Below are 11,521 nucleotides of genomic sequence, written 5' to 3'. Positions count from 1 at the left end.
CAATAGATGATGTAGTACTCACGTCTATACAACTAAAAAAATACTGTAATTTAAAGGAGATAAATTATCATGGAAAAAATCTTTAAAGTAACTAGCGACTCAGGAATTCATGCTCGTCCAGCAACTCTACTTGTAAACACTGCAAGCAAATTTGGTTCTGACATTAACTTAGAGTATAACGGAAAGAACGTTAACTTAAAATCAATCATGGGCGTTATGTCTTTAGGTATTCAACAAGGCGCGGAAATTAAAATCACTGCAAATGGTGATGATGCAGCTCAAGCACTAGCAGCTATCGAAGAAACTATGAAAAACGAAGGATTAGGAGAATAATGACTCTTAACATTCAAGGGATCGCTGCATCAAGTGGGATTGCTATTGCAAAGGCTTTCAGACTTGAAAATCCTGAATTTAACATCGAAAAGAAATCAATTACAAACGAAGCTGCAGAAATTGCACGCTTAGAAGCTGCGCTTGAGAAAGCAAAAACTGAATTAGAAGCAATTAAGGACCACGCTTTTGCTGAGCTAGGTGCTGACAAAGCTGCGATCTTTGAAGCACATTTATTAGTGTTAAATGATCCAGAACTAGTAAACCCAGTAAAAGATAAAGTAAATAGCGAAAAAGTAAATGCTGAATTTGCAATGGATGAAGTTGCATCAATGTTTATTTCTATGTTTGAAAACATGGATAACGAATATATGAAAGAACGTGCTGCGGACATCCGTGACGTAACAAAACGTGTTCTTGCACATTTACTAGGCATTAACTTCTCAAATCCAGGTACAATTTCTGAAGAAGTAATCATTATTGCTGAAGATTTAACACCATCTGATACAGCGCAGTTAAACCGTAAGTATGCAAAAGGTTTTACAACTGATATCGGTGGACGTACATCTCACTCTGCAATTATGGCTCGTTCTATGGAAATTCCAGCTGTTGTTGGTACAAAAGTTGTTATGGAGAAAATCCAAAACGGCGATATCGTAATCATCGATGGTTTAGATGGAGAAGTAATTGTTAATCCATCAGAAGAAACTCTTCGCTCGTTTGAAGAAAAGAAAGCGAAATTTGAAGAGCAAAAAGCTGAATGGGCAAAACTAAAAGACCAAGCTACTGTAACAAGTGATGGACATCACGTTGAGCTTGTTGCAAATATCGGAACACCAAATGATGTACAAGGTATTATCGATAATGGCGGAGAAGGCGTTGGTTTATACCGTACAGAATTCTTATACATGGGCCGTGACAATCTTCCAACAGAAGAAGAGCAGTTCGAAGCATATAAAGCAGTTCTTGAAGGTGTAAAAGAAGGTCAACCTGTTGTTGTTCGTACACTTGACATCGGTGGAGATAAAGAGCTTCCATACTTACATTTACCAAAAGAAATGAACCCATTCTTAGGATACCGTGCAATTCGCTTATGTCTTGATGAGCAAGATGTGTTCCGTACACAACTTCGTGCATTACTTCGTGCTAGCGTATACGGTAACTTAAAAATTATGTTCCCAATGATTGCAACTCTTGATGAGTTCCGTCAAGCGAAAGCGATCTTATTAGAAGAGAAAGCAAAACTTGTAGAAGCGGGTACAACTGTTTCTGATTCTATTGAAGTTGGTATGATGGTTGAAATCCCAGCTTCAGCAGTATTAGCAGATCAATTCGCAAAAGAAGTTGATTTCTTCTCTATCGGAACAAACGACTTAATTCAATACACAATGGCTGCAGACCGTATGAACGAACAAGTATCTTACTTATACCAACCATATAACCCATCTATTTTACGTCTTGTAAAAATGGTTATCGATGCTGCTCATAAAGAAGGCAAATGGGCTGGTATGTGTGGTGAGATGGCGGGCGATTCACTTGCTATCCCATTATTATTAGGATTAGGTTTAGATGAGTTCAGTATGAGTGCAACATCTATTCTTCCTGCAAGAACACAACTAAGCAAGTTGTCAAAAGCAGAAATGGAAACATTAGCAGAAAAAGCATTAATGATGTCAACTGCTGAAGAAGTTGTTGAACTAGTTAAAAGCATATAATCAATAAAAAAACCTGAGTCGATTTGAAATCGGTCTCAGGTTTTTTCTATGAGAAAAGTAAATCTTATTTTCTTACTATAGAGGATAAGGAACAGAATTAGATAGCGATAGCAACGATATCAGTTGGGCATACACGTAAAATACCAGTAAAAGTATTACGGTTTTGATTGTGCTTATCATCTTTGTTGTTATCTTTATTGTCTTTGTCATTGTTATTACGAGCTAAAGCAGAGAAAAGAGCAACACCGTTAGCGAAACCTTCAAAAATTACATTGTTGAAAGTGCCGTTACCTCTAATGCTTAAAAGAGAAAGCTCTGTTCCAACTGAAATGCTAGCAAGTACGTTACATACAGCTGGTTGTTGTGGTCTAACTACTTCTTTCTCTTTCTCTTTCTCATGATGTCTGCACTCTCTTTCATGATGATGACAGTCTCTAAAGTTATCACAGCATCCAAATGATCCAAACATAATCCTCATCACCCCCTTCACACTTATAATCTATGTAAGTTCGGTAGTGAGTGACTGGACAGAGAGTGGAATTTTTTCTAGGGGATTTTCTCATTTTAAATGACTAGCTGGGTGTTTATTACGGAATGATGTTTAAAATAGGATAGATATCACAAAAAAGTGTAAAGACCACCGAAATGAATGAAATAGGTAGCCTTTACACTTTTTTGCTTTTATATAAAACGATGATATATACAGGAAGAGCTAAGAGTAGCGGTACAATGGATCGTGCAGTATGTTTTTCTGATTCTAATTGGAATGCTTCTTCTTTTGGAAATTGTAATACTGAAATATTTGCAGCATCGCCAATAAAATATAGAAGCAGTACAGTTACTATGTAACATAAAAGTGCAATAAAGCTTCCGTATGAACTCAATGAAAATCCCTCTCTTGTTATCTATTTGTTATCATTGTATCATAATTGTAACAAAAAAACACGATTATATTTCGATGTTTTAACAAGATTCGACACAAAACGTCATTTTTGTGTATGAAAACAGCATAAAATTTAATGTTTTTTTATATGTAGTTGTCGAATAATACATTGTAATATTACGGATGTGTGACAGAACATAAAAAAACGAAGGTAATGAAATTACCTTCGTTTTTTATTATTTTGCCCATTCACTTACTTGTTCTACGCTCATTCGTGGTGCAGGATGGCCTTTTAAAGTTGATTCCCCAATTGTAATAAGCATAATTGGTACGTAGCGAGATGAAACATTGAATTCTTCTGTAAGTGCTTGTGGGTTGAAACCACCAATCGCACAAGTATCCCAGCCAGTTGCTTTAGCTGCAAGCATAAGTTGCATTGCTGCTAAAGATGCATTTGAAAAGGCTGCATCTCTTGGGAATTGCTCACGAGCATATGCAGACTCAATATTTTTAGCTAAGCGTTCTTTTGCTTCTTCTTTCATAAATCCTTGTTCTACAATTGGACCATAAACGGGTTCAACGTTTTTATAAGCTTCTAAATCACCTAAAATAGCGACTACAGCAGAAGCATCAAGAATTTGTTGTTGGTTATAAGCAATTGGATGTAATCGTTTCTGTACATCTTCACCTTGGAATACAAGGAATTTCCAATGCTGTAAATTCCAAGCGGAAGGTGCTTGAGCAGCTCCCTTTAAAATCTCGTGTAACTCTGTAGATGAAATTTCTTTCTCTGGGTTGAATGCACGTGTAGATGTGCGTTCATATAAAACATTAAAAAAGTTTTCGTTTGTCATTATATATCCTCCAAATTACATATCAAATTATGAAAAAAATACATGTAATATATTCTACTTACATTTTGTAAGTTATCGAATTTAAGAATATAATATCTTTATTTTAATTGTCAAGTTTTCAAGCGGAAGCTAGGGCATTCATACAAACGATACAATTCCTATAATCATACACTAAAAAAGGAATTTATAGAGTGAAAAAGCAAAGATAACATTCTCAATTAGCTTGTTAACATGTATCCCTCACTCATTAAAGTTTTTAGAGAACAGTTTTTTATAAAATGTTTGTGAGGAATTCTGTAGAACAAGATATATGAAGTGAGTGAAGACTAGTGATGAACATACTACATTTTTTATTAGAGAATACGGTTTTCCAAAATGTATTACAAGATCTTCAGTTAAATGTCCTTTATATAGAAAATGGATGCACACATCAACAAACGATAGAAAATATCCATCCAAAATGTATGTTTATAGCAAATAGTTTTGAAGAAGGAGAAGTATTATTTCAGAGGACTAAACCACATATTGTAATTATGTATGTAACAGATTTTTCTCAAATAAAATATATAAAGAATATGTATAATCCACAGAGTACATTTATTGTCATTTGGGATCAACAAATAACAAGCGAGTTTGCAGAGGTGCTTACGTTAGGAATACGTAATATTGTGATAGCCCCTGTGACTCCGCAAATGGTGTTAGAGGAAGTAAATAAAAGTTTATATCAGCTTTCTTTAGTGCGGCAAGTAAGTTTGCAACAAGAACTACTTCAAACGATGTTTGATTTTCGAAATGATCTATTATTTATAGTAGAAGACGATGAGATTGTTGATTGTAATACAAATTTTTTAGAGTTTTTCGGATATGAAAATTTGTTTGCTTATCGTGAGCAACATTTAGTATTTGCTGAACATCTTATTAGAGAAAATGGATACTATTCAACAACTCATGATATAACATGGTTAGATGATACATTATCATATGATAGAAGAATTAAGATGTCCAACTATGAAGGGGAAGTGTCAACTTTTTTATTGCGTGCGACACCATTGCCAGAAGATTTATCAAGATTTATTGTGAAGTGTACAGAGATTACCGAATTAGATGAAATCTATCAAGAACAAGAAAGACTTGCTATGATAGATTCGTTAACAGAGATTTATAATCGTTTGAAATTCCAACAAATACTCGAGGCAGAATGGGATAATGCGATGCGTAATAATGAAAATATAGCACTTATTTTATTTGATATAGATAATTTTAAAGCAGTAAATGACACGTATGGCCATGATTTTGGTGACTTAGCATTAATTGAGCTTGCAGAGCTCATGAAATCTAAAGTGGAGCAGCAACATGTATTTGCTAGGTGGGGAGGAGAAGAATTTATTATTTTAGTAACGAATACAGTAGAAAAAGAAGCATTTCAAGTTGCGGAATCATTACGATTTTTCATTGAAACAAAGCAATTCTCAGGAATTTCGAAATTAACAGCGAGCTTTGGAGTTGCATTATATGAAAAAGGGATTACAAGAGAAGAATTAATGCAACGAGCGGATATTGCATTATATGAAGCGAAAAAAAATGGGAAAAATCAAGTGTGTGTATATAGAAAAGAAAAAAAGTGATTTTTCGCAACAAATTGTTGCGATTTTTTTTTATTACTTGATAATAGAGTGTAGGGGGGATTTTGAACGAAGGAATTATGGAGGAACAAAATGATAAAAAAAATAATGATGATAGTTTCAATATGTGCTTTAGTTTGTGGAGGAGTATACTATTTTCTCTATAATTCTAATATAAAGGAAAATAAAGAATTAACAACTAAGGTGAATCCTGCTGTTGAATCAGAAGTACAAGAGAATATAGAAGAAGAAAAAGAAAAGCAAATTGATTACGCTAGCATATCTCAAGAATTAGATCAATATTTAGTCGGAAAGCAATTCAATGGAACAGTTTTGGTAACAGATAAAGAGCATGTTATATTGAATAAAGGATATGGGTATGCTGATGTTCAAAATAAAATAGAAAATATGCCTCACACAAAATATCGTATCGGTTCTATTACAAAAACAGTTGTGGCTACATCTATTTTACAACTGCAGGATCAAGGTAAGCTAAATATTCAAGATAATGTAAATAAATATATTCCTTCATTTCCGGAGAATAAAAATATTACGTTATATCATTTATTAACGCATACCTCTGGTTTACCTGAACACGCAAAAGGCAATGTTAATGCTGCTTCCCGTTTACAGTTAATTAATTGGATTGGACGTCAAAATTTAGAATTTCCTGCAGGAACAGGTTGGAGATATACAGATTATAATTATATGGTGCTTGCCTATATAATAGAACATATATCGAAAAAACCTTTAGGAGATTATATAAAAGAAAATATATTTACAAAAGCAGATATGCATGAATCTGGTATGGGAAATATGGTACCTGGAGATAAAAATTTTACAAAGGGTTATGTGAAAAAAAATCAAGAGCTTGTACCAGCGCAGAAGGTAGGCATGGATTGGCTATATGGTTGTGGTGAGATGTATACGACAGTTGGAGATATGAAGAAATTAGACGAAGCAATTATAAATGGAAAACTTCTTTCTGAACAAAGTATACAAGCGATGTTTTCACCTTCAACAGAACGAAAATATGCATTTAGTTTTTACATATATCCGGATTATTTTCATAATCATGGTGTACTATCTGGTTGGAACACTTTCAATAATTTTAATAAAGAAAAAGGGACTTTTGTTATTTTATTTTCAAATGTGAAAAATAGTATGGATGATGACTTCAATAAAGATTTCCGAAAGATGGTAAGTGATTTATTAGAACAAAGGGGATGAGAAAATGAAACATAAAAATGTATCAATTGGTTTCATTGGTATTGGTGTAATGGGAAAAAGTATGGTGCGTCATTTCATGCAAGACGGTCATACAGTATATGTATATAATAGAACAAAATCGAAAACAGACTCTTTAGTGCAAGATGGTGCAAATTGGTGTGATACACCGAAAGACTTAGTAAAGCAAGTGGATGTTGTAATGACTATGGTAGGATATCCACATGATGTAGAAGAAGTGTATTTTGGGATAGATGGGATTTTGGAGAATGCAAATGAAGGTACAATTACAATTGATTTCACGACATCTACACCAACATTGGCAAAACGTATTAATGAAGCGGGTAAAAGTAAGAATATATATACGTTAGATGCGCCTGTATCTGGAGGAGACGTCGGTGCGAAAGAGGCAAGACTCGCAATTATGGTCGGTGGCGAGAAAGAAATATATGAAAAATGTTTACCGTTATTTGAAAAACTAGGAACAAATATTCAGTTGCAAGGACCAGCTGGAAGTGGACAACATACAAAAATGTGCAATCAAATTGCAATTGCTTCTAATATGATTGGAGTATGTGAAGCGGTTGCTTATGCGAAAAAAGCTGGACTAGATCCAGATAAAGTGTTAGAGAGCATTTCAACGGGTGCAGCAGGTAGCTGGTCATTAAGCAATTTAGCCCCTCGCATGTTAAAGGGAGATTTTGAACCGGGGTTTTATGTAAAGCATTTTATGAAAGATATGAAGATTGCTTTAGATGAGGCTGAAAAATTACAATTACCAGTACCAGGTTTAAGTTTGGCGAAGGAATTGTATGAAGAGCTAATAAAAGATGGAGAAGAGAATAGCGGAACACAAGTGTTATACAAAAAATACATAGGGGGTAAGTAAGATGGATCTTCAAAAATTTGATGAGATGATTGATGCTGTACAACGAGCAACTTGTGTACAAATTAATGAAAAACAAATAGAAGCTTTTAAACAAAAATATGATTTTGAACCGAAATTCGAATATGGAAGAGATGAAAAAGGGCATTACGTTATTCGAACTTCAAAAAAGATGCTAGAAGAAATGGAATTTTATTTGGCATTGAAATATGATCGAGATGGAGTTGATCTTTACATGGAAGCGGAGATTGATAGTATATATCATGTATCTGTTAGCTATAGTGAAGACGCTTTGCACCTACAAGAATTGTTTCAATTTCTAGAAGAAAATAAATAAAAGTCCTCATTTGAGGGCTTTTATTTATTTAAGTATATTTAATTTTATAATTATAAGCTAGAAGCACGGCGGCATCGTTCAATTGGGAATGGAATAACTTGCGCGATGTGATTAGGACCAAATTGTTTTGTACGAGCATGGCGTATTATATAAAATGCACACAGAATTGAAACAGGAATAGCACCGAACAAACCAAAAAATAAAGCGCTTACACAAGATGCGACAAAACCTAAAACACCAACTTCTAATTCTTCCATAATAGCTCCTAGAATAATAGGAAGTGCTCCACACGTAACCCCTAGTATAAGTGCGATAAGTAAACTCATGATTATCCCCCTCTGTTTGCGATATTTTTTCCTTCTTAGTTAATTGTAGTATACCATATACAAAACAGAATTTTCAGAAAAAAGTCAAAAAAAGTTCAATAAATGTTCAAAAAATGTTAAGAAATACACTTGAAAAACAGAAGGATAAGATCGTTTTTGAAAGGAGGGACGCATATGTTTGAGAAAATAAAAAATCAGGCTTATTTCATTTTTTTTGAAATAAGCCTGCTCCATAGGAGGATGTATATATGTAGAGTGAATAAAAGGTTGGAAAAGGGGGTCCAAGACCTTTTATTCAACTAACTACCTTAATAGATTGGAACCCAACCTTCAGTTGTAACAAAAATACGAATAGCTACAACTTGACGATCATCTTGCAAGGTAAAATAATGTCTTGCATTTTCAGGAACAGATATGAGATCGCCTGGCTCAAGTTCAACGTCAAAGAATGTCCCATCTTTTCCTTCAATGGCAAAGATGCCATGACCACTAACAATAAAGCGAACTTCATCATCAGTATGATGGTGTTCTTTTTGGAAATTAATTAATAGTTCGTCAAGGTTAGGTGTGCTATTTGAAAGTGAAATTACATCATGTGCTTTATAACCTCGGCGTGCTGAAACATCAGCAATTTCTTTTGAAAACACAGCTAATATTTCAGCCTTGTTTTCATCTGTTAACGAATAATTTTCATTTAAATGAGGAGGAAGTTTAGAAATATTCCATTTCTCATATAAAACACCTTCCTCTTGTAGAAATTTAGATACTTCCACTTCATTTTCAATGCGAGTATTTACTTCATGAATACGAATTTGTGCCATTAGAAACGCCTCCTTGAATTGATAGTAGTTTTATATGAAATTGGAATAAAAACTCATAAGCTTCTAATCTTTTCTTTGCATCAAAGCTATCTCGGCCCCATACGGTAATACCATGGTTACGGATTAATACTGCCCCCGAATCTCCCTGTATATGTTTGCGGAAGTTTTCTCCAAGCGTTGGGATATGAGCGTGGTTTTCGATAATAGGAATGTGAATTGTTGCACCTTCTTCCCAAATATCGAGAGCTTTAATAATTTCTTGATTTTGAAGTGTGACAGCATCACTATATAAATTTGTGATGACATTGTTATCAGTTGTATGAACATGAAGGACGCACCCAGCATTCGTATTGTTATAAATATGTGTATGCAAGATTGTTTCTGCTGAGGGACGTAATTCAGTCTCTAATACGGGAATCCCTAGATGATCTACTAGTAGAAAGTCATCTGGAGTCGTTTTGGTTTTATCTTTACCACTTGCTGTAATGAGAAAAGTGAGTGGTTCATGACTAACCTTTATAGAAATATTACCACTCGTTGCTGGAAACCAATTTCGTGTTGTTAATTCTTTTTTTATCTCGCTTAAGTCATACCATTGACGAAAAAGTTGTTTCATAATTTCACCTCCAACAAATGTTTTAATTCAGTTTGAACATCGTGAAACGTTTCAAATGGTGTATAAGAAATATGATTTTCTTCGCATTTTGTAATAAGGAAATCACGAGCGAACACTTTATCCGCTTGTTTTGCAGCTTGTAAATCGGTAATTGAATCTCCAATTACAATATGGAAGTCATTCGTATCACTCAATTTACGGATGAGTGATGATTTACATAATCCGCAATGATTTTGACAAAGACGATCACAAGGATGAGGCCAATTCACCGTAATGTATTCATTTGAAAAATCTGTTTCATTACAGTAAATTTGCTCTTTTGGAATGAGTCCTTGTAAGAGTGGATAGACGAAGAAATCCATTCCACCTGATATAACATAAAAGGAAATATTGTTTTCATTTACAAATTGTATAAATTCATGAAAACCATTACGAATTTCAGCAGTCTCTATTAAAAATTGAATAATTTCATCGTGCAGATTAGTAGGTATGAATTGAAATAATTGAGAAACACCTTCTTGAATAGATAGCTCTTGTGATAAAATTCTATTCTTTACTTCTTCAGCTTCTGGTGGTGCGAATTTCTCCATAATGGACATAATGTTATCATTATTTGTAATCGTGCCATCGAAATCACAAAATACTTGAATACTCATAATTTCACCTCATGAGAGGGATTTCCCCATATTTGTAGTGCACTATGCAAATTTATATCATCTACTTCATGGAGTGGTTTATTTTGCAAAGTAGCATCAATGGCAGTACGGAAAGCTTTACCGCCACCTTGCGCTCCATTTGGATGTCCATGTATCCCACCGCCAGCATTAATAACAACATCTTTACCGAAATCTCGTATAATAAAGGGAACGAAGCCAGGATGAATACCAGCAGACGGAACGGAAAAGCTCTTCTTGAAAAACACATCGTCTTCAGTTAAATATTTTGAGATAGCAAGAGCTTCCTCTTTTTCTAGCGCAACACTTCCGTATGGAGATGGGAATAATGAAAAATCAGCCCCAGCATAACGTAGCAGCTTTCCGAGTAATAATGGAGATGAAATTCCATATAACTTGGATGCTGAATAAGCGCCACTTACAGCAGGGTGTGCCATAATAGGAACTGGGATTTCATCATCTTCTGCAAGTGATTGTAGTACATCTAGTCCGTAAGCAAATACGTTAAATAATAGAATATCAGCTCCAGCTTGCACTGCACGTTTTGCATTTTCTTTTAAATCAAAAGTTCGTCCTGTTACATTTACGGCATATAACGTTTTGTGTCCGTACGTTTCATATACGGATTGTAAAACTTCTTTTCCAGATACAATGCGTTTTGTAAGTGGTGTTAATGCATTTTCAAATAATATTTCATCATCTTTTACTATATCTACACCACCAATTGCTTGATCGCGTAATTGCGTTTTTAAATACCCAATATTTCGTCCAATCATTCCTTTAAAAATACTCATTAAAAGGGGACGATCATGTACTTGTAAAAGATTTCGAATACCATCTATCCCGAATTTTGGACCAGGAAAATGTTTTTTTAACCCATCTGAAAAAGTTAAGTCAATTAATTTTACTTCGCCATCAAGTGATAGCTTTCCAAATGTAGTTGTCAAAATTGCTGGTAAATCTGGACTGAAGTTTAATAACGGATATTCGATTTTAATAATCCCGCGCTTTACTTTTTTACGTAAATACGAGTTGGTATGTTCATGCTCAGCTAATTCCTCAACATGAATGACGTTGCCTTTATGCTGCTTTAACTGTTCTTGCAATAAATGCGGCAAATGAGTCCAAGAGCCAATTGTTAAACCGAGTGCAATTTGCTCAGCTTTTTTTTCTAAGTTATGTGAATCATCATGGATTAAATATGTCGCTATAATTCCGCTCATTGTTATA

The 11,521-nt window shown here is 34.3% G+C and carries 14 protein-coding genes; 6 read left to right on the top strand and 8 right to left on the bottom strand.

What is annotated here, in order from left to right; genetic code table 11:
- Positions 1 to 69: 69 nt before the first annotated feature.
- Both ptsH and ptsP read left to right on the top strand, forming a co-directional pair.
- Positions 70 to 333 carry a phosphocarrier protein HPr gene (gene ptsH, locus MR147_RS17805; RefSeq protein WP_000411079.1) on the top strand — a complete coding sequence of 88 codons (264 nt, stop codon included), beginning with the start codon at positions 70 to 72 and terminating at the stop codon, positions 331 to 333.
- Positions 333 to 2,045 carry a phosphoenolpyruvate--protein phosphotransferase gene (ptsP, locus tag MR147_RS17800; RefSeq protein WP_000174221.1) on the top strand — a complete coding sequence of 571 codons (1,713 nt, stop codon included), beginning with the start codon at positions 333 to 335 and terminating at the stop codon, positions 2,043 to 2,045. Before ptsH ends, ptsP begins: the two co-directional genes overlap by 1 nt.
- A 97-nt stretch (positions 2,046 to 2,142) precedes the next feature.
- On the opposite strand, the gene MR147_RS17795 is transcribed toward ptsP, so the two are convergent.
- From MR147_RS17795 to MR147_RS17785, 3 genes are all read right to left on the bottom strand, one after another.
- On the bottom strand, positions 2,143 to 2,514 hold the full coding sequence (locus tag MR147_RS17795) for a DUF3915 domain-containing protein (protein WP_000468012.1): 372 nt from the start codon (positions 2,512 to 2,514) through the stop codon (positions 2,143 to 2,145).
- Positions 2,515 to 2,710: 196 nt separating this feature from the next.
- Positions 2,711 to 2,929 (bottom strand): hypothetical protein, encoded by a 219-nt coding sequence (locus MR147_RS17790; RefSeq protein WP_000100487.1) that lies wholly within the window; start codon positions 2,927 to 2,929, stop codon positions 2,711 to 2,713.
- Between the two features lie 235 nt (positions 2,930 to 3,164).
- On the bottom strand, positions 3,165 to 3,782 hold the full coding sequence (locus MR147_RS17785) for a nitroreductase family protein (protein WP_000180604.1): 618 nt from the start codon (positions 3,780 to 3,782) through the stop codon (positions 3,165 to 3,167).
- A 332-nt stretch (positions 3,783 to 4,114) separates the two neighbouring features.
- Here MR147_RS17785 and MR147_RS17780 point away from each other — a divergent pair, with 332 nt between their 5' ends.
- The 4 genes from MR147_RS17780 (at position 4,115) to MR147_RS17765 (ending at position 7,854) form a co-directional block, all read left to right on the top strand.
- Positions 4,115 to 5,407, top strand: coding sequence for a GGDEF domain-containing protein (locus tag MR147_RS17780; protein ID WP_001023204.1), 1,293 nt, complete (start codon positions 4,115 to 4,117; stop codon positions 5,405 to 5,407).
- A gap of 90 nt (positions 5,408 to 5,497) precedes the next feature.
- A complete protein-coding gene (locus tag MR147_RS17775) occupies positions 5,498 to 6,634 on the top strand; it encodes a serine hydrolase (protein WP_074606888.1) in 1,137 nt (378 codons plus the stop codon).
- Between the two features lie 4 nt (positions 6,635 to 6,638).
- The gene (locus MR147_RS17770; RefSeq protein ID WP_074606886.1) at positions 6,639 to 7,520 is read left to right on the top strand and encodes an NAD(P)-dependent oxidoreductase; all 882 of its coding nucleotides are present in this window, start codon (positions 6,639 to 6,641) and stop codon (positions 7,518 to 7,520) included.
- A 1-nt stretch (position 7,521) separates the two neighbouring features.
- Positions 7,522 to 7,854, top strand: coding sequence for a DUF3909 family protein (locus MR147_RS17765; protein WP_074606885.1), 333 nt, complete (start codon positions 7,522 to 7,524; stop codon positions 7,852 to 7,854).
- Positions 7,855 to 7,904: 50 nt separating this feature from the next.
- Here MR147_RS17765 and MR147_RS17760 read toward each other — a convergent pair whose 3' ends face one another.
- The 5 genes from MR147_RS17760 to mtnW all read right to left on the bottom strand — a co-directional run bounded on the left by MR147_RS17760 (position 7,905) and on the right by mtnW (position 11,514).
- On the bottom strand, positions 7,905 to 8,180 hold the full coding sequence (locus tag MR147_RS17760; protein WP_000054668.1) for a hypothetical protein: 276 nt from the start codon (positions 8,178 to 8,180) through the stop codon (positions 7,905 to 7,907).
- A gap of 308 nt (positions 8,181 to 8,488) precedes the next feature.
- The gene (locus MR147_RS17755) at positions 8,489 to 9,001 is read right to left on the bottom strand and encodes a 1,2-dihydroxy-3-keto-5-methylthiopentene dioxygenase (RefSeq protein WP_000057309.1); all 513 of its coding nucleotides are present in this window, start codon (positions 8,999 to 9,001) and stop codon (positions 8,489 to 8,491) included.
- Positions 8,979 to 9,617, bottom strand: a complete 639-nt coding sequence (locus tag MR147_RS17750) for a methylthioribulose 1-phosphate dehydratase (protein WP_242304606.1) — start codon at positions 9,615 to 9,617, stop codon at positions 8,979 to 8,981. The genes MR147_RS17755 and MR147_RS17750 overlap by 23 nt, the downstream gene beginning before the upstream one ends.
- Positions 9,614 to 10,273 (bottom strand): 2-hydroxy-3-keto-5-methylthiopentenyl-1-phosphate phosphatase, encoded by a 660-nt coding sequence (mtnX, locus tag MR147_RS17745; protein WP_042512219.1) that lies wholly within the window; start codon positions 10,271 to 10,273, stop codon positions 9,614 to 9,616. Before mtnX ends, MR147_RS17750 begins: the two co-directional genes overlap by 4 nt.
- Entirely contained in the window at positions 10,270 to 11,514 is a 1,245-nt protein-coding gene (mtnW, locus tag MR147_RS17740; RefSeq protein WP_000014189.1) for a 2,3-diketo-5-methylthiopentyl-1-phosphate enolase, read from the bottom strand. Before mtnW ends, mtnX begins: the two co-directional genes overlap by 4 nt.
- Between the last annotated feature and the right edge of the window lie 7 nt (positions 11,515 to 11,521).

The organism is Bacillus cereus group sp. BfR-BA-01350 (assembly GCF_022663775.1).
Lineage (GTDB): Bacteria > Bacillota > Bacilli > Bacillales > Bacillaceae_G > Bacillus_A > Bacillus_A paranthracis.
This window is presented reverse-complemented; position numbering and strand designations above follow the sequence as displayed.

What these genes read in the sequence shown, in the direction of transcription:
- ptsH (WP_000411079.1), top strand. Translation starts at nt 70, where the DNA reads ATGGAAAAAATCTTTAAAGTAACTAGCGACTCAGGAATTCATGCTCGT.
- MR147_RS17750 (WP_242304606.1), bottom strand. Translation starts at nt 9,617, where the DNA reads ATGAAACAACTTTTTCGTCAATGGTATGACTTAAGCGAGATAAAAAAA.
- MR147_RS17770 (WP_074606886.1), top strand. Translation starts at nt 6,639, where the DNA reads ATGAAACATAAAAATGTATCAATTGGTTTCATTGGTATTGGTGTAATG.
- mtnW (WP_000014189.1), bottom strand. Translation starts at nt 11,514, where the DNA reads ATGAGCGGAATTATAGCGACATATTTAATCCATGATGATTCACATAAC.
- mtnX (WP_042512219.1), bottom strand. Translation starts at nt 10,273, where the DNA reads ATGAGTATTCAAGTATTTTGTGATTTCGATGGCACGATTACAAATAAT.
- MR147_RS17780 (WP_001023204.1), top strand. Translation starts at nt 4,115, where the DNA reads ATGAACATACTACATTTTTTATTAGAGAATACGGTTTTCCAAAATGTA.
- MR147_RS17755 (WP_000057309.1), bottom strand. Translation starts at nt 9,001, where the DNA reads ATGGCACAAATTCGTATTCATGAAGTAAATACTCGCATTGAAAATGAA.
- MR147_RS17795 (WP_000468012.1), bottom strand. Translation starts at nt 2,514, where the DNA reads ATGTTTGGATCATTTGGATGCTGTGATAACTTTAGAGACTGTCATCAT.
- MR147_RS17775 (WP_074606888.1), top strand. Translation starts at nt 5,498, where the DNA reads ATGATAAAAAAAATAATGATGATAGTTTCAATATGTGCTTTAGTTTGT.
- MR147_RS17785 (WP_000180604.1), bottom strand. Translation starts at nt 3,782, where the DNA reads ATGACAAACGAAAACTTTTTTAATGTTTTATATGAACGCACATCTACA.
- MR147_RS17765 (WP_074606885.1), top strand. Translation starts at nt 7,522, where the DNA reads ATGGATCTTCAAAAATTTGATGAGATGATTGATGCTGTACAACGAGCA.
- ptsP (WP_000174221.1), top strand. Translation starts at nt 333, where the DNA reads ATGACTCTTAACATTCAAGGGATCGCTGCATCAAGTGGGATTGCTATT.
- MR147_RS17760 (WP_000054668.1), bottom strand. Translation starts at nt 8,180, where the DNA reads ATGAGTTTACTTATCGCACTTATACTAGGGGTTACGTGTGGAGCACTT.